The sequence below is a fragment of the Brevundimonas sp. LPMIX5 genome, from assembly GCF_003576505.1.
Classification (GTDB): domain Bacteria; phylum Pseudomonadota; class Alphaproteobacteria; order Caulobacterales; family Caulobacteraceae; genus Brevundimonas; species Brevundimonas naejangsanensis.
The window spans coordinates 26,005-48,461 of the sequence record NZ_QWTZ01000012.1; the positions used below are offsets into that span (position 1 = coordinate 26,005).

Annotated in this window: 21 protein-coding genes and 2 pseudogenes; 16 read left to right on the forward strand and 7 right to left on the reverse strand. The window is 67.5% G+C overall.

Annotated features, from left to right (window positions below):
* Positions 1–3 precede the first annotated feature (3 nt).
* The gene (gene mscL, locus D1604_RS11510) at positions 4–417 is read left to right on the forward strand and encodes a large-conductance mechanosensitive channel protein MscL (protein ID WP_024354597.1); all 414 of its coding nucleotides are present in this window, start codon (positions 4–6) and stop codon (positions 415–417) included.
* Positions 418–460: 43 nt separating this feature from the next.
* On the opposite strand, the gene D1604_RS11515 is transcribed toward mscL, so the two are convergent.
* Complete coding sequence (locus D1604_RS11515) at positions 461–1,627, reverse strand: hypothetical protein (protein ID WP_024354598.1); 1,167 nt, start codon at positions 1,625–1,627, stop codon at positions 461–463.
* A gap of 350 nt (positions 1,628–1,977) precedes the next feature.
* Between D1604_RS11515 and D1604_RS11520 the strand changes: the two genes are divergently transcribed.
* Positions 1,978–3,828: a peptide MFS transporter gene (locus tag D1604_RS11520; RefSeq protein WP_024354599.1), complete on the forward strand. Its 1,851-nt coding sequence runs from the start codon at positions 1,978–1,980 to the stop codon at positions 3,826–3,828.
* 148 nt (positions 3,829–3,976) lie between these two features.
* On the opposite strand, the gene D1604_RS11525 is transcribed toward D1604_RS11520, so the two are convergent.
* Positions 3,977–6,028, reverse strand: coding sequence for a TonB-dependent receptor plug domain-containing protein (locus tag D1604_RS11525; protein WP_119413395.1), 2,052 nt, complete (start codon positions 6,026–6,028; stop codon positions 3,977–3,979).
* A gap of 142 nt (positions 6,029–6,170) precedes the next feature.
* Here D1604_RS11525 and D1604_RS11530 point away from each other — a divergent pair, with 142 nt between their 5' ends.
* Positions 6,171–7,142, forward strand: a complete 972-nt coding sequence (locus D1604_RS11530; RefSeq protein ID WP_119413396.1) for a TraB/GumN family protein — start codon at positions 6,171–6,173, stop codon at positions 7,140–7,142.
* A 13-nt stretch (positions 7,143–7,155) separates the two neighbouring features.
* On the opposite strand, the gene tldD is transcribed toward D1604_RS11530, so the two are convergent.
* The 4 genes and pseudogenes from tldD to D1604_RS11550 form a co-directional block, all read right to left on the reverse strand.
* The gene (gene tldD / locus D1604_RS11535; protein ID WP_119413397.1) at positions 7,156–8,586 is read right to left on the reverse strand and encodes a metalloprotease TldD; all 1,431 of its coding nucleotides are present in this window, start codon (positions 8,584–8,586) and stop codon (positions 7,156–7,158) included.
* Between the two features lie 106 nt (positions 8,587–8,692).
* Positions 8,693–9,472: a GIN domain-containing protein gene (locus tag D1604_RS11540; RefSeq protein ID WP_119413398.1), complete on the reverse strand. Its 780-nt coding sequence runs from the start codon at positions 9,470–9,472 to the stop codon at positions 8,693–8,695.
* Between the two features lie 26 nt (positions 9,473–9,498).
* On the reverse strand, positions 9,499–10,065 hold the full coding sequence (locus tag D1604_RS11545) for a DUF1700 domain-containing protein (protein WP_024354604.1): 567 nt from the start codon (positions 10,063–10,065) through the stop codon (positions 9,499–9,501).
* 104 nt (positions 10,066–10,169) lie between these two features.
* Positions 10,170–10,493: pseudogene (locus tag D1604_RS11550) on the reverse strand (PadR family transcriptional regulator); the annotation flags it as partial.
* Between the two features lie 275 nt (positions 10,494–10,768).
* Here D1604_RS11550 and coxB point away from each other — a divergent pair.
* From coxB to D1604_RS11605, 11 genes are all read left to right on the forward strand, one after another.
* The gene (gene coxB, locus D1604_RS11555; RefSeq protein WP_119413400.1) at positions 10,769–11,728 is read left to right on the forward strand and encodes a cytochrome c oxidase subunit II; all 960 of its coding nucleotides are present in this window, start codon (positions 10,769–10,771) and stop codon (positions 11,726–11,728) included.
* A 23-nt stretch (positions 11,729–11,751) separates the two neighbouring features.
* Positions 11,752–13,398 (forward strand): cytochrome c oxidase subunit I, encoded by a 1,647-nt coding sequence (ctaD, locus tag D1604_RS11560; RefSeq protein WP_024354607.1) that lies wholly within the window; start codon positions 11,752–11,754, stop codon positions 13,396–13,398.
* 63 nt (positions 13,399–13,461) lie between these two features.
* Entirely contained in the window at positions 13,462–14,439 is a 978-nt protein-coding gene (cyoE, locus tag D1604_RS11565) for a heme o synthase (protein WP_119413401.1), read from the forward strand.
* A 6-nt stretch (positions 14,440–14,445) separates the two neighbouring features.
* Positions 14,446–14,712: a hypothetical protein gene (locus tag D1604_RS11570; protein WP_119413402.1), complete on the forward strand. Its 267-nt coding sequence runs from the start codon at positions 14,446–14,448 to the stop codon at positions 14,710–14,712.
* Positions 14,709–15,272 (forward strand): cytochrome c oxidase assembly protein, encoded by a 564-nt coding sequence (locus D1604_RS11575; RefSeq protein ID WP_119413403.1) that lies wholly within the window; start codon positions 14,709–14,711, stop codon positions 15,270–15,272. Before D1604_RS11570 ends, D1604_RS11575 begins: the two co-directional genes overlap by 4 nt.
* A 54-nt stretch (positions 15,273–15,326) precedes the next feature.
* Entirely contained in the window at positions 15,327–16,205 is an 879-nt protein-coding gene (locus D1604_RS11580; protein ID WP_024354611.1) for a cytochrome c oxidase subunit 3, read from the forward strand.
* A gap of 92 nt (positions 16,206–16,297) precedes the next feature.
* Positions 16,298–16,630, forward strand: a complete 333-nt coding sequence (locus D1604_RS11585) for a DUF983 domain-containing protein (protein WP_035302999.1) — start codon at positions 16,298–16,300, stop codon at positions 16,628–16,630.
* On the forward strand, positions 16,627–17,337 hold the full coding sequence (locus D1604_RS11590; protein ID WP_119413405.1) for an SURF1 family protein: 711 nt from the start codon (positions 16,627–16,629) through the stop codon (positions 17,335–17,337). Before D1604_RS11585 ends, D1604_RS11590 begins: the two co-directional genes overlap by 4 nt.
* A 65-nt stretch (positions 17,338–17,402) precedes the next feature.
* Positions 17,403–18,623, forward strand: coding sequence for a M16 family metallopeptidase (locus D1604_RS11595; protein ID WP_119413406.1), 1,221 nt, complete (start codon positions 17,403–17,405; stop codon positions 18,621–18,623).
* Positions 18,624–18,679: 56 nt separating this feature from the next.
* Entirely contained in the window at positions 18,680–19,282 is a 603-nt protein-coding gene (locus tag D1604_RS11600; RefSeq protein ID WP_024354615.1) for a GNAT family N-acetyltransferase, read from the forward strand.
* 10 nt (positions 19,283–19,292) lie between these two features.
* Positions 19,293–20,960 (forward strand): putative bifunctional diguanylate cyclase/phosphodiesterase, encoded by a 1,668-nt coding sequence (locus tag D1604_RS11605; protein WP_024354616.1) that lies wholly within the window; start codon positions 19,293–19,295, stop codon positions 20,958–20,960.
* A gap of 31 nt (positions 20,961–20,991) precedes the next feature.
* On the opposite strand, the gene D1604_RS11610 is transcribed toward D1604_RS11605, so the two are convergent.
* The gene (locus D1604_RS11610) at positions 20,992–21,573 is read right to left on the reverse strand and encodes a YqgE/AlgH family protein (RefSeq protein WP_024354617.1); all 582 of its coding nucleotides are present in this window, start codon (positions 21,571–21,573) and stop codon (positions 20,992–20,994) included.
* 133 nt (positions 21,574–21,706) lie between these two features.
* On the opposite strand from D1604_RS11610, the gene D1604_RS11615 reads away from it, so the two are divergent.
* A complete protein-coding gene (locus tag D1604_RS11615; protein WP_119413407.1) occupies positions 21,707–22,195 on the forward strand; it encodes a peroxiredoxin in 489 nt (162 codons plus the stop codon).
* Positions 22,196–22,249: 54 nt separating this feature from the next.
* Positions 22,250–22,457 (forward strand): annotated as a pseudogene (locus D1604_RS11620) (very short patch repair endonuclease); the annotation flags it as partial.

The following is a 22,457-nucleotide window of genomic DNA, read 5'->3' on the forward strand; positions in this document are numbered from 1 at the left end:
CAAATGAGCCTGCTGTCCGAGTTTCGGGAATTCGCCGCGCGCGGCAACGTCGTCGACCTGGCGGTCGGGGTCATCATCGGCGCCTCGTTCGGCAAGATCGTCACCAGTCTGGTGGATCAGGTGGTGATGCCGCCGATCGGCCTGCTGCTGGGCCGGGTGGACTTCTCCAAGCTGGAGTGGGTCCTGGTGCCGGAAGACCCGGCGACCGAGGCGGTCGAGAAGGTGGCTATTCAGTACGGCGCCTTCATCAACACCCTGATCCAGTTCGTGATCGTGGCCTTCGTGGTCTTCCTGATGGTCAAGATGGTCAACAAGCTGCGCCGCGAGCAGCCCGCCGAGCCTGAGGCGCCCGCTGCGCCGACGCCGACCGAGGCCCTGCTGGCCGAAATCCGCGACGAACTGAAGGCGCGCTCCTAAACGGCGGCGCCTGACGAGGGCCTGAAGAGGCCCTCGTTTCCATTCATGCCCGCGCTTCCATCGTTTGAGCGCGCATGGGCGCCGACGCCAGCCGCAGGGCGGCGCTGGCCCGCGCGGGCAGGGGGCGCAGGCAGAAGGAATAGTCGCCGTCATAGGGGGTGGGCCGCCAGCCCGCATCCTGCATCTCGTCGTCGAAGGCGATGTGACAATGGCCCCAGCCGCCCTCGCGCCAGGCTTTTTGGCCCAGTCTGCCCAAGGCGGCGAGCAGGTCAGGCGACACCACCTGCAGCCGCACCTTGGCGGCTCCCAGCGCAGGCGCCATGCGACGCAGGCCCTCGACCAGCGCCTGGATCGCCGTTGAATCATTGTCCAGCGCGACCAGGTCGATGATCTCCAGGACCGGCGGCTCCAGCGGCGTCTGCTTGTTCAGCATGGCGACGGCGAAGCCTGTCAGTCGCCCTCCGTCGCGATAGGCCAGACACAGCGGCGGCACTGTCAGATCGGGATCTGACAGCCGCCAGCGCATGATGTCCGGACTGCGGTCCGCCGTCAGCCGCCCCTCGGCGCGCAGGGCCGTCCAGAAACGGGCGTAGTCCGAGCGTTCCGAGAGGTCGGGGCTGAGGCTTACCCCGCCAGGCAGGCGGCTCTCAGCCTGACGCAGACGGCGCTCGCCGCTCAGCCGGGGCAGGGGCGACAGTTGTTCGCCCAGCAGGCGGGCCAGGGCCGGGGCGCGGTCCACGACCTCTCGCAGGCCCCGTCCGTACAGGCAGGCGACCGGGTCGATCAGCCAGGACAGCTTCAGCGTGTGGGTGTTCGGCGGCCAGGGAACCATGCCGTGCCGCTTGTACAGAGGGCTGGAGCGGGCGTTCGCGTTCAGCGTGTAGCGGGCGAAACAGGCGGGCTGGTCGACGAAGGCGTTGATCAGGGACCGGCTGCGGCCTCGCTGCGCCGGAGGAACGACGATGGAATAGCCCGTCGCGGCGTGCAGGCGTTGATCGTTCCGCCAGAAGCGCTGGATGAAGTTGCCGACGAAGGCCTGAGGCCCGGCGCCATGGTCGATCACCCAGCCGTGCGGAGCCTCGATCTCGGCCGAGGCAGGATTCGCCATCAACCAGCGCCAGCCCGCCGCCGACCGCTCCGGCCACCACACGCTGCGGTGCAGTCGATTGACGGCCTCGAGATCGCTCTCGTTAAACGGGCGCAACGACATGTCTGTTCGAGTCTCCTCAGCCGCATCTCGGCGTTCGGAGAGCATTCGCGAAATATGTGTAGAATGATCTAACTACCCCCATAACGCGAACCTTGCGACGATCAGGCGCCCCTTGGCGGCCTGGATTTGGCCGTTAACGCTTGTTTGCAATCCGTGACCGTGCTGTTTCTGGTCGCTTCCACGCCCGTCGGGGGCGTCAGACAATGGAGCTTGCCGTTGAGCACGACGGACGGAGGGGGCGCGCGACTTGCGCGCCGGCCCGGCACTCGAGGGGGCGACGCCCTGGCGATGGCCCAGACGGTGACTGTGAATGAAGCGACGTCGATCATGATCTGCGCGGGGGCCCAGGCATGAACATCGTCATCGCCATCGGTCTGATCATCACCCTGGTCACGGGCGTGCCCGTGCTGATGCAGATCCTGAAAAATCACCCGCGCGGACTGATCATCCTGTTCTTCGCGGAAATGTGGGAACGCTTCTCCTACTATGGGATGCGCGGCATCCTGATCTTCTTCCTGACACAGCACTTCCTGTTCAACGACGCCCAGGCTGGGTCGGCCTATGGCTCGTACACCTCGCTGGTCTACCTGCTGCCGCTGCTGGGCGGGATGATGGCCGACCGCTTCATCGGCACGCGCAAGGCCGTGGCCTTCGGCGCGCTGCTGCTGGTCGCCGGTCACGGCATGATGGCCTTCGAAGGTCGTCCCGCCACCGAAACCCTGACCTATCAGGGCGCGACCTATGAAATCTCGGCCGAGGGCCGCGGCGCCGCCCGCGACGTCGGCCTGATGGTCAACGGACAGAAATACGCCTTCGCTCCGGTCGAGAATGGCCTGGCGATCAGGGACCTGCCGCAGGACGCGCCGATTCCGGCCGTGCTGCCGACCGGCGACTACAAGATCGACGTGACCCGCGACCTGGCGGGCATCAACGTCTTCTATCTGGCGATCGCCCTGATCATCATGGGCGTGGGCTATCTGAAGCCGAACATCTCCACCATCGTGGGGCAACTGTATCCTGACGGCGACCCGCGCCGGGATTCGGGCTTCACCCTCTACTACTACGGCATCAACCTGGGGGCCTTCTGGGCCGCGGTGCTGTGCGGCTATCTGGGCCAGACGGTCGGCTGGTGGGCGGGCTTCGGCCTGGCCGGCGTCGGCATGGCGCTGGGCTGGGTCGTCTTCGTCTTGGGCAAGCCGCTGCTGCAGGGCAAGGGCGAGCCGCCGGTCGAGGGCGAGCTCAAGAAGCCCTTCCTGGGCCCGTTGAACCGCGAATGGTCGATCTATCTGCTCAGCATTCTGGGCGTCGGCGTGGTGTGGTTCATGGTTCAGCGCAACGCCCTGGTGGGCTGGGTGCTGGGCGCCGCGACCATCGCGTCGCTGGCCTTCATCGCCTACATCATCGTCAAGGTCTGCGAGAACCGCATCCAGCGCGAGCGCATGATGCTGGCGGTGGTGCTGATCTTCGGCTCGGTGGTCTTCTTCACCCTGTTCGAACAGGCCGGCACCTCGCTGAACCTGTTCGCTGACCGTAACGTCGACCTCAGCCTGACGCCGACGGCGGTGCAGTTCCTGGGCGTCACCATCGGCACCCCGGCCCAACTGGCGGCGGCGGGCATCACGCCCACCGGCTTCTGGATCGACGCCACGGTGACGGCGGCGCAGACCCAGTCGTTCAACGCCGGCTTCATCCTGATCTTCGCGCCGATCATGGCGGCCCTGTGGGCCTTCCTGGGCAAGCGCAACATGGATCCGAACCCGGTGCTGAAGTTCGGTCTCGGCCTGCTGCAGGTCGGCCTGGGCTTCATGATCGTGGTGTGGGGCGCCGGGATGGCCGACTCGGCCTTCCAGATGCCGATCCTGCTGCTGGGCCTGCTCTACATGTTCCACACCCTGGGCGAGCTGTTCCTGTCGCCGGTGGGCCTGTCGGAGATCACCAAGCTGTCGCTGGCCAAGGTGGTCAGCTTCATGATGGCCGTGTGGTTCCTGGCCTCGTCCATCGCCCAGTACGTCGGCGGCTGGATCGCCGGTCTGGCCGGGACCGAAACGGTCGGCGGCCAGGTGCTGGACCCCGGCGCCGCCCTGCGCACCTCGCTGGAGGTGTTCGGCATGCTGGGCGTGTGGGGCATGGGCATCGGCGTCGGCTTCATCGTCCTCAGCTTCTTCATCAAGGGCTGGTCGCACGAAAAGGCGCCGCACTAAGCGTCCATGAGTAAAAAGCCGGTCCTGCGTTCGCGCGCCGGACCGGCTGACCATCAAAGGAAAGGGCGGCGTCTCGCAGGAGGCGCCGCCCTTTTCAGTTGTCCGGGGAAAGGCCCCGGCTGGCTCCGGGGCGCGTGGTTTCAGTTCCTCAGAAAGTCTTGCGCAGGCGGATCTGATAGAAGGTGCGCGGGTCGATGAAGCGGTTCTCGACAAAGGCGATCGGCCGCGTCTCGCGATCAGCGAACTGGGTGAGCTGGACGTTGAAGTCGTCCCAGATGTTGATCTGGGCGCGGATCGACAGGGTCGGCGTCGGCTTATACTCGCCCCACAGCTCATAGTAGTCGTGACCGCGCCAGCCCGAGATCTGGTCCGGCCGATAGTTGTTCTGGCCCAGCAGGGGAATCCAGGCGCCGCCCCACTGCACCTTCCACCGCGTGATGTCCTGCTGGAAGGTGATGGTCGCCTGACTGGCGCGGACGCCGGAGATGGGGCGGATCTCGCCGGTGGTCGGGTCGGTGACTTCGGTGTGGTTCCAGGTGTTGCGGAAGCCGAACTTGCCGCCCGAGACCCCCAGTTTGTCGGTTGGAATGGTGACGTTCAGCACCAGCTGGTCCAGCGTCCCGTCGCCGATATTGCCCACGGCGGCGTAACCGCCTTCCAAGGGGATGACGTCGATGGCGTCGGTGATCTCGTCATGGCGCAGGCCGATGCTGACGACGCCTTCGCCCCAGAAACGCTTCTCATAGGTCAGTTCGGCGACCCAGCGCGATTCGGGGTGCAGGTTCACATTGCCGCCGAAGACATTGCCGTCGGCGAACTCGGCCGAGGCGGCGAAGTCGCTGAAGTCCAGCTGACCGACGGTGCGCTCCAGCCGCAGGCGCAGCTGGTTGTTGGCCGCCGGGGTCCAGGTGGCCAGCAGGCGCGGCTTGGCGAAGAAGAAGCTCTTTTCCTGATCAGCGTCGCCGGACTGGCTGATCGTCGAGGATTCCAGCCGCAGGCCGCTTTCCAGCGTCCATTTCGGGTTGATGCGCCAGGTCGCCTTGCCGAACAGTTCGCCGCGCGTCTCCTCGACCTTGACCGAGGCGGAGGGCAGGGGCTCCTCGACGCCGTCGATGGAATAGGCCTGGTCGCGCTGCATCATGTTGTAGGCGATTTCGCCGCCCGCCTCGAAATCCATCGACGGGGTCCGCTCATAGCGCACCAGGCCGCGCAGGATGGTTTCGGATGACTTGCCGTCAGAACTGAACAGTTGTTCCGGGCTCTGGACGTCAACCACCCGGCCGCGTGAGACCGAGGCCGAGTCATAGTCGCCGAATTCATGGATGAAGCGGGTTTCCAGCTTCAGCTTCTCGGACAGGGGGCGGGTGTAGACGACGCCGAACTCGCCGCTGTGGCTGTCTTCGTCATACAGGCTTTCGCGCAGCACGCCGGGCGCGGTCTGGCGGTTGATGTTGTGCCAGTCGTTGATCCCATAACGCGCCGTCAGGTCGACCTTGCCGCCCAGGAAAGGACTGGAGAAGTTGCCGCGGATCGAGTTCCCGCCGCCGTAGCCGTCGTTGTAGTAATCCTCGGCGCGCAGGGTCTCTCCGTTCGGGCCGACCCGGCGCAGCGGACCGGCGCCGTTGGAGTCGCTCATGGAGATGCCGTCGCTCAGGGTCACGCCCCAGGTGCGGTCGCCCTTGCGCTCGGTGAACTGATAGGAGCCGCCGAACAGGTCCTGGCCGCCCTCGAACAGATTGGCGTTGAAGGTGGCGATGTGCTCGCGGCTGACCGTGTTCTTCAGAATGACGTTGGCGACGACGGAATAGCCCTGCATCTCGATGCCCGGCGCCCCGCCCCGGATCAGTTCGATACGCTCGACCTGGCTGGCCACGGTGCGCGCCAGGACGTTGGAGCCGGTGTCGTTCTTGGAAGCCGGGCGCGCGCCGTTGATCAGAACGTTGCCGACCGCGCCCTCAAAGCCGCGCGCTCCGTCGCCGTCGTTGACCGAGAAACCGGGCACCCGGTTGACCATGTCCAGCGCCGTGTTGGGGCGGGCGTCGACGAAGAAGTCAGGGGTGAAGATCAGCACGGCCTGATCGCCGGCGACGGCCGTCTGGCGGGCGGGGGCGTCGGCCTTCTCGGCGGCCAGGACGACGGCCGGCGCGGCGGCGCTCAGCAGCAGGGCGGTGGTGGCCAGCAGGGCGCTTTTGGTGTTCATTTTTCCTCTCCCTCGGTGTCGGCAGAGGTGTGGACGGCGCGTGTTACGATCTCCAGTTACAAGCGGGACAGGTGGATTAAATCGTGGACATCATTACGGAATAGTCACGTGCGGCGGCTTTTGAAGACTTTAGAATGACCGGATGAAAGCTCGTCTTGCTCCCATTGTCCTGTCGACTTTTCTGGCGCTGTCCGTCGCGCCGGGTTCGGTTCTGGCCGCCCAGAACCAGAACGAGGCGCCGACCCGTCTGGACGAGGTGGTGGTCACTGCGCGGCGGGCGGGCGCGCCGATGTGGACGATCCGGCGCGACGGCGAAGGGGTGATGGTTCTGGTCGGCGCGATCGAGGAGGCGCCGCGCGGGTTCGAATGGCGGCCGCAGGCGCTGGAGGAGGCGGCGGCCCGCGCCGACCGCATCCTGTTCCCTCAACGGGGCCGAGCTTCGCCTGCCGACGTGCTGCGGTTGATGTGGCGCATCCGTACTATCGGCTGGCTGCCGGAAGGGACGACGACGGCCGATTACCTGACGCCCGAGGATCAGGAGCGGCTCGAGGCCCTGATGACGGGGGAAAAGACCGACCAGTGGCGGCGGTACAGCCTGCTGCTGCTGGCCATTGATCTGTTCAAGAACAAGGCGGGCGAGACGGACGCCCGATCCGTCGGCGCCGACGACGCCGTGCGTCGCGCCGCGCGCAAGGCGCGTGTGCCGATCCGTTCGATCGGCGTGGTGCGCGGCGCCGATCTGATCGAGGGTCTGATTTCCGCCCCGCCTGAGACGCACCGCGAATGCCTGCGCGCCGCCCTGTCGGCCGCCGAGCTGGGGCCGGACGCCCTGCGTCTGCGCGCCGAGGCCTGGCGCGCGCTGAGGGTGGCCGAGGTGCTGGCCTCGCCGGTGGATCAGGCGGTGGATCGGTGCTGGCCGTGGGGCGACCCGCAGATCGGGTCGCAACTGCGCACGGAATGGACCGAGGCGGTCACCCAGGCGGTCAGCCAGCCGGGCCTGACGCTGGCGGTCGCGCCGCTGCGCCGTCTGGCCGAGCCAGGCGGGGTGCTGGACCTGCTGGAGGCGCAGGGCTTTGAGGTCGACGGTCCCGAATGGAAGCCCGCTGCACCTTAGACAGGAGCGCCCCCTAGACCGCCGTGCCGCCGACTGTCAGGCCGCCGATCTTGAGGCTTGGCTGGCCGATGCCGACGGGGACGCCCTGACCGGCCTTGCCGCAGGTGCCGACGCCGGGGTCGAAGGCGAAGTCGTCGCCGATCATATGGATCTGGGTCAGGGCCGTGGCGCCGTCGCCGATCAGGGTGGCGCCGCGCACCGGGGCGGTGATCCTGCCGTCCTCGATCAGATAGGCCTCGGTGCACTGGAAGACGAACTTGCCGTTGGTGATGTCCACCTGACCGCCGCCGAAGTTGGCGGCGTAGAGGCCGCGCTTGGTGCTGGCGATCATGTCCGCCTGGCTGTCCTTGCCGCCTTCCATGAAGGTGTTGGTCATGCGCGGCATGGGCGTGTGGGCGAAGGACTGGCGGCGGCCGTTGCCGGTGGCGTTCGCGCCCAGCTGACGCGCCGACAGACGGTCGTGCATCAGGCCGACCATGATCCCGTCCTCGATCAGCACGGTGCGCGAGGTCGGGGTGCCTTCGTCGTCGAACGACAGGGAGCCGCGACGCCCGGCGATTGAGCCGTCGTCCACGACCGTCACGCCCGGCGCGGCGACCCGCTTGCCCATCATGCCGGTAAAGACCGACGAACCCTTGCGGTGGAAGTCGCCCTCGAAGCCGTGCCCCACGGCTTCGTGCAGCAGGACGCCGGGCCAGCCCGCGCCCAGCACCACGTCCATCTCGCCCGCCGGGCAGTCGACGGCCTCCAGATTGACCAGGGCCTGACGCAGGGCTTCATCCACCTGGGCCTGCCAGCGTTCGGGCGCGACCCATTCTTCAAAGCCCGCGCGGCCGCCCGCGCCGGACGAGGCGCTCTCGCGCTTGCCGTCCTTCTCGACGGTGACGGAGACGTTCAACCGGACCAGCGGACGCAGGTCGCTGAGCAGTCGTCCGTCGCCGCGCAGGATATCGATGGCGCGGCGCTCGCCGACCAGAGAGGCCGAGACCTGCACCACCCGCGGATCGCGGGCGCGGGCCCAGGCGTCGATCTCGGCCAGCAGGGCGATTTTGTCCGAGAAGGCCGGGGCCAGCAGCGGGTCGACCGGATCATAGAGGCGCTGGTTGGTGTCGCGCGGCGCTTCGGCGGCGGTTCCGTCATAGCCGCGCTTGGCGAGCGCAGCGCTGTCGGCAGCGCGGCGGATGGCGGCGGGGGAAATCTCATTGGCGTGGGCGTAACCGGCCGTCTCGCCCGCCACGACGCGCAGGCCGAAGCCTTCCACGGCGTCATAGGAGGCGCCCTTCAGCCGCCCGTCGTCGAAGACCAGGGATTCGCTCTCGGTCTTTTCGAGGAACAGCTCCCCGTCGTCGGCGCCCGACAGCGCGGTCTGCAGGATCGACAGGGCCTCGTCCGGGGCTACGCCGGCGGCGTCGAGGATGGGGGAGGGGGAGGCGACGGTGCTCATGGAGGTTAGATAGGGGGTGCGGGGCCTCGCGTCACGGCCCGCAAAACAATCGGCCCCTCTCGACGTGCGAAAGGGGCCGATCAAGCGTTCAGTCTGTCGGTGTCGATCAGTCCTGTCTCACGTCGCCCGTGCCGCTGACCGACTGGCGCAGTTCGGCGGGGCGGCGGGTCAGGCGGACCTCGCCGCTGCCCGAAACATCGACCTCGGCCTTGCCGCTGGGGCCGACGCGGACGTCGCCCGAGCCGCTGACCTGGACCTTGGCGTCCTCGACGATCAGTTCGTCGAGGCGGGCGTCGCTGGCGCCGGAGGCGTCGACCGTAACGGCGCCGGTGCGGCCCTGAACGCGCACGTCGGACGCGCCGGTGAGGGTCAGGTCCAGCGTCGGCTGGTCATAACCGCGGATCTTCAGTTCGGTCGGGCCGGACAGGTCGAAGGCCTTCACCGAGGGCGCCTTGATGATGATCTTCAGGGCGTCGGTCTCGCTCCAGCCGCGAATGCCGGTGCGGGTCCAGCGGACATAGCTGCGGTCGCCGCGCGGGGCTTCCTCCAGCGTCAGGCGTCCGTTGGAGAAGCGGACGCGGTTCACGACCGTCTCGGCGCCCGTGACGGTGATGCCGGGCGCGTCGGCCTGCTGGTCGTAGACGACGTCGGCGGGGACGTTGATGGCCAGACGCTCGTCGCCGGTCCATTCGATGGTGCGCGTGGCGTCGGGCGACACCTGGCCGCGCTCGACGGTGAAGCCGCTGTCGGGACCGTCGTCGTCGGTAATGACCCAGGTCCAGTCGTGGCGGGCCAGGTCGCGGCCGCCCACGGCGAAGGCGCCGCCGATGCCGACGATGGCCAGGATCAGGCCTGCGCCGGAGATGATGAGCAGATTGCGGATCATGACTGTGTTCTCCTCACTCTCTGGCTTCAGGCCTGGGGTTCCAGGGCGGGTTTGACGACGCGGTAGTGCAGGCGGGCGTACCAGACGGTGGCGTCGATCAGCCATTTGGTCAGCAGGGCCATGGTTCCGACCATGAAGATGCCCAGACCCATCAGGCCCACGCCCAGCAGCGCGGCGGCCAGCGCCCCGCCCGGCAGGCCGGTGAAGGCGCCCGCCACCATGACGAAGCCGCCGGCGATGAAGACGCCGACCCCGCCCAGCAGCAGGGACAGCACCGTGCCGAAGACCGGCAGGGCGATGGGCAGCAGGATCAGGATGTCGATCGCGCCCAGGCCCAGGATGCCGAACACGGCCCCGGCGGCGGACGAGGCCGACGGCTCCTGACGCCAGCGCTGGGCGCCGGCCTCGGCCTTCAGTTCGCGGGCCAGGCGATCGGGATCGCCCAGGGCCTCGGCCACCTCGGCCTCGCTGCGCCCGGCGGCGGCGCCGTCGGCGAAGTGGGCTTCATAGTCGGCGACGATCTCATTGGCGGCGGCGGCGGGCAGACCCACCAGGCCGCGACGCAGGCGCGCCAGGAATTCCGCGCGGTTCATTGGTCCTCTCCCCTGTCAGCTTGGGCGATCGATTCGGTTTGGGCGCTCTGGTCGAGCAGGGCGGGCGTCTCGGCCGGGGCCTCGGCGACGATGACGGCTTCGTCTTCATCGCCCGCGATCAGGGCCTCGACAGCGCGGGCGAAGGCCCGCCACTCGCCGGTCTGGCCGTCCAGGGCGCGACGCCCCGCATCGGTCAGGCGGTAATATTTCCGCGACGGGCCGCTGGATGATTCGACCAGATAGGTCTCGACCAGGCCGTCGGTCTGCATCCGCCGCATCAGCGGATAGATGGTGCCTTCGCCCATGCCGATGGCGTCGGACAGGCGGCTGGCGATCTCATAGGCGTAGCTGTCGCGCCGGGCGAGCAGCGCCAGGACGCATAGCCCCAGCACGCCTTTCTTCAGTTGAACGTCGATGGTGTCGCGCATGGCCTCCCTGCGGGCCTCCCTCTTGGGCATCCCTGTCTGGATGACGAAGAGGTATCGCAAGGTATCTTGTGGTGCAAGGTAGCTGTTCAAACATGACAGCGAATTAATCGACCGCATTTTGTCGAGACGGCGCCCTAGGTGCGCTTGATCGCTTGGCAAGGGCGATCCGAGCCGATAAGGACCGGCCCATGACACGCCGAGGTCCTCTGGGCCCGGCGACGCTTGCGAATTGCTCGCAAACGTCTGCTGCTGAACGGTTAATGAGGACTTCTCGAATGGGGATGGGCATGCGAGCCATGGCGCGGTTGGGAGGCGGTATCGCCGCGACCGCCCTTGCCGCCATTTTCGCCGCGCCGGCGATGGCGCAGGATGTGTTGGGTCAGCCGACTCCGGCGGGCCTGGGCCTGCAGACGGCCGCCGCGCCGCTGGCGCATGAGGCTCACTTCTTCCACAACGTCGTGCTGATGCCGATCATCACCGCCATCTGCGTGCTGGTGCTGGTGCTGCTGGTGTGGATCGCGATCCGCTACAACAAGCGCGCCAATCCGACCCCGGCCAAGTGGAGCCACAACACCGTTATCGAGATCATCTGGACCGTGGTGCCGGTGCTGATCCTGGTCGGCATCTCCCTGTTCTCGTTCCGTCTGCTGTTCGCCTATCACGACTATCCGGATGCGGACGTCACGGTGAAGATCACGGGCAACCAGTGGAACTGGGGCTATGAATATCCGGACCAGGGCGTGGCCGAGTACATCTCGAACATGCTGCCGGAGGACAAGGCGCCCAAGCATCTGTACCGCCTGGCCGCCGATGAGCCGATGGTGGTGCCGGTGGGCGAGAACGTCCGCCTGCTGATCACCGCTTCGGACGTGATCCACGCCGTCGCCGTCCCGGCCTTCGCCATCAAGGTCGACGCTGTTCCGGGCCGTATGAACGAGACCTGGTTCCGCGCCGAGAAGGAAGGCGACTACTACGGCCAGTGCTCCGAGCTGTGCGGCGTCGACCACGCCTTCATGCCGATCCACGTCAAGGTGGTCAGCAAGCAGGCCTTCGCCGAATGGGTCGCTTCCAAGGGCGGCTCCATGACCAAGGCGGCTGATGAAGCCGCTGCTGCGGCCGCGCCCGCCGTCGCCGAAGCGCCTGCCGCTCCGGCTGCTGACGCCGCCGCCCCGACCGACGCCGCGCCTGCGGCCCCCGCAACCGCCGCCGCGCCCGCCGCGCCGGCTGCTCAGTAAGAGAGACGCGAGAGCCCAGACCGATGGCCACCGCAGCTGTTCACGATCCGCACGACCACAAGCCGGGTTTCTTCACCCGCTGGTTCCTGTCGACCAACCACAAGGACATCGGGCTTCTGTACCTGATGTTCGCCATCTTCACCGGCCTCATCGGCGGCGCCCTGTCGGGCCTGATCCGCTGGGAACTGGCGGAGCCGGGCATCCAGCTCTTCAAGGAAGGCACCTTCGTCCAGTATCTGGGCCTGGTTGAGGCTTCCAAGCACGGCTACAACGCCACCGTCACGGCGCACGCCCTGATCATGGTGTTCTTCGTCGTCATGCCGGCGACGATGGGCGGCTTCGGCAACTACTTCATCCCGATCATGATCGGGGCGCCGGACATGGCCTTCCCGCGTCTGAACAACATCTCCTTCTGGCTGATCTTCTTCGCCTTCTGCCTGCTGATCCTGTCGATGTTCGTCGACGGCGGGCCGGGGCGCGGGTTCGGCGGGGGCTGGACGTCCTATCCGCCGCTGTCGACCATGGGTCACGCAGGGCCGTCGTTCGACCTGGCGATCTTCTCGCTGCACGTCGCGGGCGCCTCGTCGATCCTGGGCGCGATCAACTTCATCACCACCATCTTCAACATGCGCGCGCCGGGCATGACCCTGCACCGCATGCCGCTGTTCGCCTGGGGCGTGCTGATCACCGCCTTCCTGCTGCTGATCTCGCTGCCGGTTCTGGCGGGCGCCATCACCATGCTGCTGTCGGACCGTAACTTCGGCACGTCGTTCTTCGACCCTGCCGGCGGCGGCGACCCGGTGATGTACCAGCACCTGTTCTGGTTCTTCGGCCACCCCGAAGTGTACATCATGATCCTGCCGGGCTTCGGCATGATCTCGCACATCGTCTCGACCTTCTCGAAGAAGCCGATCTTCGGCTACCTCGCGATGGCCTACGCCATGGTCGCCATCGGCTTCATCGGCTTCATCGTGTGGGCGCACCACATGTATACGGTCGGCATGAGCGTGAACCTGCGCGCCTATTTCGTGGCGGCGACCATGATCATCGCCGTGCCCACGGGCGTGAAGATCTTCAGCTGGATCGCCACCATGTGGGGCGGCTCGATCACCTTCAAGACGCCCATGCTGTGGGCGATGGGCTTCATCTTCCTGTTCACCGTCGGCGGCGTGACCGGCGTGGTCCTGTCGAACGCCGGCATCGACTACAGCCTGCACGACACCTACTACGTCGTGGCGCACTTCCACTATGTGCTGTCGCTGGGCGCCATCTTCTCGATCTTCGCCGCCTTCTACTACTGGTACGAGAAGATGTTCGGGGTGAAGTACAACGAGTTCCTGGGCCAGGCGCACTTCTGGATCATGTTCATCGGCGTGAACCTGATCTTCTTCCCGCAGCACTTCCTGGGCCTGCAGGGCATGCCGCGTCGTTACGTCGACTATCCGGAAGCCTTCACCTACTGGAACCACGTTTCCTCGGTGGGCTATGTCATCACCATCGTCGGCGTCGGCGTCTTCATGGTGATGCTGCTGGAGTCGGCCATCCGTCGCCGCAAGGCCGAGGCCAACCCGTGGGGCGAAGGCGCCACCACGCTGGAGTGGACCCTGTCCTCGCCGCCGCCCCACCACCAGTTCAACGAACTGCCGGTGGTCAAGGCGGACAACCACTGATCCTTATCGGATAGACCCGGAGAGGCCGCCCTTCCGCAACCGGAAGGGCGGCCTTTGCTCTTTATGACCATGACCGATCACCCCGCCCGCGAGACCCCGCTCGTCACCAGCGCCCAGCCGGAAGATTTCTTCCAGCTGCTGAAGCCGCGCGTCATGTCGCTGGTGGTGTTCACCGCCGTCACCGGCCTGATCGTGGCTCCGGGGCGGCTGGACTGGATCAACGCCATTGTCGCCATCCTGTGCATCGCCGTGGGCGCAGGCGCGGCCGGCGCGCTCAACATGGCCGTCGAGGGCGAGACCGACGCCCTGATGCGCCGCACGCGCGGCCGGCCGGTCGCCGCCGGACGCGTGCGCAAGAACGACGCCATCGCCTTCGGCATGGTGCTGTCGGTCTTCTCGGTCATGCTGTTGGGCATGACGACCAACTGGCTGGCGGGGGGGCTGCTGGCCCTGACCATCGTCTATTACGCCTGGCTCTACACCCTGGTGCTGAAGCGGCGGACGCCGCAGAATATCGTCATCGGCGGAGCGGCGGGCGCCTTTCCCCCGGTGATCGGCTGGGCGGCCGTGACGGGCGACGCCCCGTGGCAGGCCTGGCTGCTGTTCCTGATCATCTTCACCTGGACGCCGCCGCACACCTGGGCCCTGGCCCTCTATTCGGCCGGGGATTACGCCAAGGCGGGCATTCCGATGATGCCGGTGGCGCGCGGCGCCAAGTCCACCCGCCTGCAGATCCTGCTCTACACCCTGGTCTTCGTGCCGGTGGCGATCGCCCCGGCGCTGACGGGACTGGGCGGGCCGATCTATCTGGTGGTGTCGATCGTCGGCGGCGTGGCCTTCCTGGGCCTGGCGCTGCGGCTTTATCGCTCGCGCGCCGGCGATCAGCCCGACAAGGCCGAGGCCGTGGGACGAGAGGCCGCATTGTATGACGTCAGGGCCGAGGCCAAACCGGCCCGCAACCTGTTCGCCTTTTCCATTCTATATCTTATGGCGCTGTTCTCAGCCCTGCTGGTCGAGCACCTGCCTGGCGTTGGAGGCTAAACCCCTATGTCCCAACTCAAATACGTCAAACTGACCGATGAGCAGGTCCGCGCGCGCAAGCGCCGCAATGTGGCGATCGCCCTGGGCCTGCTGGGCTTCATCGCCCTGGTTTATCTGGTCACCCTGTCGCGGATGAGCGCCAACAACGAGGCGCGCAAGGCGGCCGAGGCCGAGGCCCTGGCGACGCTGGAGCGGGCCGATCCGGCCCTGCCGCCCCCGGTCCAGCCGGACGCCCCTGTCGCTGCTGTCGCTTCGGAGGCAGCCCAGCCGTGACCAAGCAGAACAAGGTCGCGATTCTGTGCGCGGCTCTGGTGCTGGCGATGACCGGCGCGGCCTTCGCGGCGGTGCCTCTCTATCGCATCTTCTGTCAGGTGACGGGCTTCGACGGCACGGTGAAAAGGGCCGAGGCGGCCCCGACGCAGATCCTGGATCAGGAGGTGCTGATTCGGTTCGACACCAATGTGCGCGATCTGCCGATGACCTTCCGCGCCGAAACGCTGAGCCAGAAGGTGCGGATCGGCGAGACCGGCATGGCCTATTTCGAGGTCGTAAACACCTCGAACCAGACGCTGCACGCCACGGCCGCCTATAATGTCGTGCCCGAGCGGGCGGGGCCTTATTTCCAGAAACTGCAGTGTTTCTGCTTCGAAGGTCAGGAAATCGCGCCGGGCGCGACGGTTTCCTTCCCGATCCAGTACTTCGTGGCGCCTGAATTGGCGACCGACCCCGAGGTCAAGGGCGTGCGCCAGATCACCCTCAGCTACACCTTCTTCCCGACGAAGGGCTTCCAGCAGGCGGCTGCGAACGACTCTGCTGTTGGCAAAGCCGGATAGCGGGGGCTATAGCCCTCTTCAAACATTCTCGCCTTGATTACAGAGACTCCAGGAATGGCCGACGCGCACGCGAAACCGCAACACGACTACCACCTGGTCGACCCCAGCCCGTGGCCGCTGGTCGGCTCCTTCTCCGCCTGCGTCATGTTCGTCGGCGCCGTCGTGTGGATGAAGGGGCTGTTCGGCCTCGAAGCTGGCACCAAGTGGATGTTCTTCGTCGGCCTGGCCGGCGTCCTGTTCACCATGTTCTCGTGGTGGTCGGATGTGGTGAAGGAAAGCCGCAAGGGCGACCACACCCCCGTCGTGGGCATCGGCCTGCGTTACGGCATGGTGCTGTTCATCGCTTCGGAAGTGATGTTCTTCGTCTCCTTCTTCTGGATGTTCTTCGACATGGCGATCTTCAATGAATCGCGTGCGATCATCCCGGAGGTCGGCAACTGGATGGACACCGCCGCCGCCTGGAAGACCTGGCCCCCGACGGGCGTAGAACTGCTGGATCCGTGGAGCCTGCCGCTCATGAACACGGTCATCCTGCTGCTGTCGGGCACGACCCTGACCTGGGCGCACCACGCCATCATCGTCGGCGACCGCAAGGCCGCCAAGATGGGCCTGCTGATCACCGTCCTGCTGGGCCTGCTGTTCACCGGCGTTCAGGCCTATGAGTATTACCACATCCTGCACGGCCACCTGTTCTTCAGCGAAGACGCGGCCCAGGCCAAGCTGTACGGTTCGATCTTCTTCATGACGACGGGCTTCCACGGCTTCCACGTCGCGGTCGGCACCATCTTCCTGGCCGTCTGCCTGCTGCGCCTGCAAGCCGGTCAGATGTCGCCGCAGAAGCACTTCGGCCTCGAAGCCGCCGCCTGGTACTGGCACTTCGTCGACGTGGTGTGGCTGTTCCTGTTCGTCTTCATGTACGTCGTCTTCGGTTGATCGAACGCGACGGACAAGTCGAGCTTTCGTCGGCGCGGGGCCTCAGGTCCCGCGCCGATTTGCTTGTCTGGCCCGCTGTGCGCGCAGGGCTGATGGGGCGCTGTCCCGCCTGTGGGCGCGGGCCGCTGTTCGAGGGCTTTCTGAAGCGCCGCGCGTCCTGCGAGGCCTGCGGCTTTGATCTGGGCGCGGTCGAGACGGGCGACGGCGCGGCCACCTTCATCATGCAGATCGCCGGCTTTCTGGTCGGGTTTTCGGCCCTGGCGGTCGAGATCGCCTTCAGCCCGCCGATCTGGCTGCACCTGATCATCTGGCTGCCGCTGACGGCGGGTCTGGCCCTGGCCTTGATGCGGCCGGGAAAGGGGTTGATGACGGCGCTTCAGATGCTGCGTCAGCGCAGCGATGATTCACCCCGAGAGACCCGATGACCGACGCCGCCCGGCCTCGTTTCCCCATTGTGCTGACCGTCGTGGCGGTTCTGGCGCTGGCCCTGCTGCTGACCCTGGGCGTGTGGCAGGCGCAGCGGTTGCAATGGAAGCTGGACCTGATCGCCCGCTCCGAGGCCGCCGCCCGCCAGGCGCCGGTTCCGCTTGAGAGCGTGCTGGCGCTGGAGGACCCCGAGTTCCGTCAGGCGATCGTGACCTGTCGCGGTCTGAACACGGCGCCTTTCGTCGAGCTTCAGAGCATCGACGACGGCGACGCCGGCGTAAGATTGATCTCGGCCTGTCCGGTCGAGGGGCGCGGCATAGTGCTGATCGATCGCGGCTTCGTGCCCGACGAAGTCTCTGACCGACCCGCGGTTCGCGCCGATGCGGCCATGCCGGTCGTGATCGCGGGCGTGGTGCGCCGGGCGCCGGAGCCCAACGCCCTGACGCCGCCGCCATCGGGTAAGCTCTTCTACGGCCGTGATCGGACGGCCATGGCGCAGGCTCTGGGCGTGACCGGACCGGTGTCGCCCTACACCGTCTATGCGACGACCTCGGCCAATCCCGAGCTGACGGCGCTGCGGCCCGTGGCGCCGCCCGCCGCCTTCAGCAACAATCACCTGGGCTACGCCTTGACCTGGTTCGGCCTGGCGGCGGTGCTGGTCGGCTTCTATGCGGCCGTGATGGTCCGCCGTTACCGTTCTTCCTGAGGACAATCGATCTGACTGCTCGCCTTCACACCCTGTCCAACGGCGTGCGCGTCGTGTGCGACCCCATGCCCGGCCTGCGCACCATCGCCGTGACCGTGGCCGTCAACGGCGGCGCCCGTATGGAGGACGAGGCCCAGTCCGGTTGGTCGCACCTGCTGGAGCATCTGGTCTTCAAGGGCGCGGGCGACATGGGGGCGCGCGAGATCGTCGAGCGCATCGAGGCCGAGGGCGGCTCGATCAACGCCGCCACCGGCTATGAACGCACCAGTTTCGACATCCGCGCCCTGAAGGGCAGCCTGCCGCTGGCCATGCAGGTGCTGTCCGACCTGGTGTTCCGCCCGACCCTGGCGCCCGAAGAGATCGAGCGCGAGAAGGACGTGGTGGCGCAGGAGATCGCCGAGGCCTTCGACACCCCCGACGACCATGTGTTCGAGATGGCCCAGACGCGCGCCTTCGTGGGGCAGTCGCTGGGGCGGCCGATCCTGGGCTCGATCGCCAGCCTGGCGCCGGTCACGCGTGAGACGATCGGCGACTGGCGCCGACGTCTCTATTCGCCCGACCGCATGGTGGTGGCTGTCTCGGGCGAGGTGGACGAAGACGAGCTTCTGCCGCTAGCCGAGACCTGGTTCGGCCATCAGACGGCGACGCCGACGGAAGCGCTGCCGCCGGCCGTCTTCGTCGGCGGCGAGGCGCGGCTGGCACGCAAGATCGAACAGGCCAATCTGGTGTTCCAACTGCCGACCATCGGCGCGCGCGACGAGCGGCTGCCCGCCCTGCGCCTGTTCACCGAAATCCTCGGCGGGGGCATGGCCTCGCGCCTGTTCCAGAGCGCACGCGAGGATCGGGGTCTGGCCTACGCCATCGACGCCTATCACGAGACCTATGACGATCTGGGGCTGCTGGGCGTCTACGCCGGGGCGGCGGCCGAGCGGTCGACGGAACTGGCCGAAGTCTGCGCCGCCGAAATCCTGGACCTGGCCGAGCGGGGGCCGACGCCGCAGGAACTGGCGCGCGCCAAGGCGGTGCTGAACGCCAGCCTGTGGATGGCCGATGAAAGCCCGGCCAGCCGCGCGGGGCGGAACGCAGGACAGACCCTGGTGTTCGGGGCGCCGGTCTCGTCCGAGACGACGGCGGCCCGCATCGAGGCTCAAGGCGCCGAGGATCTGCGCGCTGTGGGGCGGGAAATGGCGGCGGCGGGACGTTCGGCCAGCGCCGTACTGGGGCCGCGTGCAGCGGGTGGGGCGGGCGCCGCCTTCCGCGCCGCCATGTCCGCAACCGGAGGCTGACGTCATCTTTGTTACCGGCGGCTGACGCCGGGGCCGCGACGCGCTATCCTGATTTCATGGCCCTGTTCGACTGGATGGCCGAGGCGACCGGACCGGTCCTGAACGGGCAGGGTGTCGTGCTGCGTCCGCCGCGCCCCTCTGACTATATGGCGTGGGCCTCCCTGCGCGAGGAGTCGCGCGCCTATCTTCAGGCGTGGGAGCCTGCCTGGCCCGAGGACGACCTGACCCGGGCCGCCTTTCGTCGCCGGCTGGGCGTCTATGCGCGCGAAATGGAGCTGGGCACGGCCTGGCCCCTGTTCATCTTTGATGGCGAGGACGAGGCCCTGTTGGGCGCGGTCACCCTGTCCAACATCCGGCGCGGCGTCGCCGAGACAGGGACGCTGGGCTATTGGGTCGGCCAGCCGCATGCCGGGCGCGGGGTCGGCACGCGGGCCGTGCGCGCCATGCTGACCTACGCCTTCGGGCCTCTGAAGCTGCACCGGGTCGAGGCGGCCTGTTTGCCGACCAACTATCCCTCGCGCCGGGTGCTGGAAAAGGCGGGCTTTCGTCACGAGGGACTGGCGCGGGCTTATTTGAAAATTAACGGCCGCTGGGCAGATCATCTTCTGTTCGGCGTTTTGAACACCGAGTTCGCGCCGACCCTTCCTCAGCCAGTTTAGCGGGTACGCTTTGAGTGCAAGATCCAGAGCGTTGACGTGGGATCCCACCACGGCCATCGAAGCCTTGGCTGCGGCGGACGCCGCTCTGTGGATATGGACGCCCGCCGAGGATCAGATCCGTTTCACCGGGGCCACCCGGCCGCTGGGGCTGGGGCCGCTGGCGCCGCAGTGTTCGGGCGCGGCCTTCACCGCCCTGACCATGCCGCAGGACCGCGCCCTGGCCGACCGCCTGCTGAAGCCGCAGGCCGAAGGGACCGAGATCGCCGTGCGCCTGCGGATGCGCGGGTGCGAGACCTGTCTGTGGCGCGGCGTCTGGCTGGAGGACGGTCTGCGCGCGGCGGGCATCGTCGCCCTGGAAACCAAGTTCGCAGGCGCCGACCGGGATACGCTGACCGGATTGCTGGATCGGCGCACCTTTCTGGTCCGCGTGGCGGAAACCCTGGCGCAGCCGGGGGACTATGAGGTGGTGGTCGGCGATCTGGACCGCCTGCGCCGCCTGAACGAGGCCCTGGGGCACGAGCGGGCCGATCTGGTGTTGTCGGCCCTTGGGTCGCGGTTGTCGGCGGCTTTTTCCGAAGACTGCTCCCCCGCCCGGATCGGCGAGGACGAGTTCGCCGTTCTGGTGAAGCGCGGGGGAACCGGCGGGGGCGAACGGATGCGCGAGGCGCTGGAGCAGCCGCTGCGTATGGCCGGTTTCGACATCTACCCCACCGTCTCCATCGGCGCGGTGACGGCCGAGGGCGGTCCGGACGCCCCGGACCCTGCCGAACTCCTGCGCCGCGCCGAACTGGCGGTCGAACAGGCCAAGACGGCCGGGCGCGGCGGGGCTGCGGCCTATGGTCGGGCGCTGGAAAGCGACAGCCTGTCGCGTCTGGCGCTGGAGGCGGACCTGCGCAACGCCCTCGTACGGGGCGAAATCGAACCCTTCTTCCAGCCGATCGTGAACCTGAACACCGGCGCCGTGGCCGGGTTCGAGGCGCTGGCGCGCTGGCGCCACCCCCGGCGCGGTCTGGTGCCGCCGGACGAGTTCCTGACCCTGGCCGATGAAATGGGCCTGATGAACGAACTGGGCCTGCTGATGATGACTCAGGCGGCGCGTCAACTGGACGAGTGGCTGACCCGCCATCCGAACGCGGGGCGGCTGTTCTGCAGCGTCAACCTGTCGGTCGGCGAGATCGAGCGTCCCCATCTGGTCGAGGACGTGGCCCGCATCATCAAGGAGACGGGCCTGCCGCGCGGCGCCCTGAAGCTGGAGGTCACCGAGGGCGACATCATGCGCGACACCGCCCGGGCCGCCGAGGTGCTGAAGGCCCTGCGCGAAGCCGGGGCCAGCCTGGCGCTGGACGATTTCGGCACGGGCTTCTCGTCGCTGTCCTACCTGGCCAAGCTGCCGTTCGACACCCTGAAGATCGACCGTTACTTCGTGCTGACGATGGACAAGGACGAAGGCTCGGCCAAGATCGTCAAATCGGTCGTCAACCTGGGCCGCGATCTGGCGCTGGAAGTCGTGGCCGAGGGGGTCGAGAACGCCGGGCTGGCGCAGCTGCTGCTGGCCGACGGCTGTCACTACGGCCAGGGATTCGGCTATGCGCCCGCCCTGCCGGCGCAGGAGGCCGAGGTCTATCTGAACGAGTCCCTCGCCGACGGCGTCGCTCCGATCAAGGGACGCTCGGCGTAAGAAAACCCTCTCCCGGCGGGAGAGGGTCTTTTCAGGCCCGGCCGCTCTGGCTGGACAGGCGGGCGGCGTCGACGCCGAGGCCCGCCAGGGCGCGGCTCCATTTGGTGTCGTAGTCGGTGTCGAAGATCAGGGCGTCGTCGGCTTCTGCGGTCAGCCAGACGTTTTCGTTCAGCTCTTCCTCCAACTGACCCTCGCCCCAGCCCGCATAGCCCAGCAGCAGGATTGACTGGCGCGGGCCTTCGGCGTCGGCCATGGCGGTGAGGGCGTCGCGGGTGCCGGTCAGGGCCAGCCCCTCGCCGAAGCTGAGGCTGGTGTCGTCGCTGATCCAGTCGTCGGTGTGCAGGACGAAGCCGCGCTCGCGCTCGACCGGGCCGCCGATCAGGACATGGCGCCCGCGCACGCGGTCGTCGGTCGGCGTATCCAGCGTTTCGAGCACATCGGCCAGGGAAACGCCGGGCGCGGGCTGGTCCAGCCGCACGCCAAGGGCGTGGTCGTCGTCGTGGGCGCAGATCAGGATGACGGCGTGCCGGAAGCGGTCGTCGTCGATGCCGGGCATGGCGACCAGCAGACGACCGGTCAGGGAGGAGGCCGCCGGGGAGGAGGAGGTCTTCATGCCCCTATCATCGGTGTGCGGGCCGCAGTGCGCAAGACGGTCGCCGCCTCGACGCTTGGCGTTCGGGCCGGGGCTCTCTATCTGAACCTCATCGCGCTCCGGATCGTCCGGGCCGACATCCGGAGACCCCGACATGACCCTTTCGATCGGCGACCGCATTCCCGAGGCGACCCTGACCACCATGACCGCCGAGGGCCCCAAGCCGGTCACGACGGCCGAGCTGTTCGGCGGCAAGACCGTCGCCCTGTTCGCCGTGCCGGGCGCCTTCACCCCGACCTGCTCGGCGCGCCACCTGCCGGGTTATGTCGACCACCGCGCCGACCTGGCGGCCAAGGGCGTGGACACCGTCGCCTGCGTCTCGGTCAACGACGCCTTCGTCATGGGCGCCTGGGCCCAGGCCAATGATCTGAACGGCGCCGACGACATCGTCATGCTGGCCGACGGCAACGGCGACTTCACCCGCGCAGTCGGCCTGACGCTGGACGCCAAGGGCTTCGGCATGGGCGAGCGTTCGCAGCGTTACTCCATGCTGGTCAAGGACGGCGTGATCGATCAGTTGAACATCGAGCAGGGCGGCGAGTTCAAGGTGTCCTCGGCCGAGCACCTTCTGGCCCAGCTGTGATCCCCGGCGTCGCCCGCCCCCTCCATCTCGCCCGCCGCGCGCGGGGTTGAGGCCGTGGCGGGCGACGTCTTCACGCCCGAACAACGCAGCGCCGTCATGCGGCGCGTGAAGGGCCGCGACACCGGCCCCGAGATCAAGGTCAGGCGCGCCTTGCGGGCCGCCGGGATCGGCTATCGTCTCGGCGGTTGCGGCCTGACGGGACGGCCGGATGTGGTGCTGAAGGGGCGCAGGGCCGTCGTCTTCGTCCACGGCTGCTTCTGGC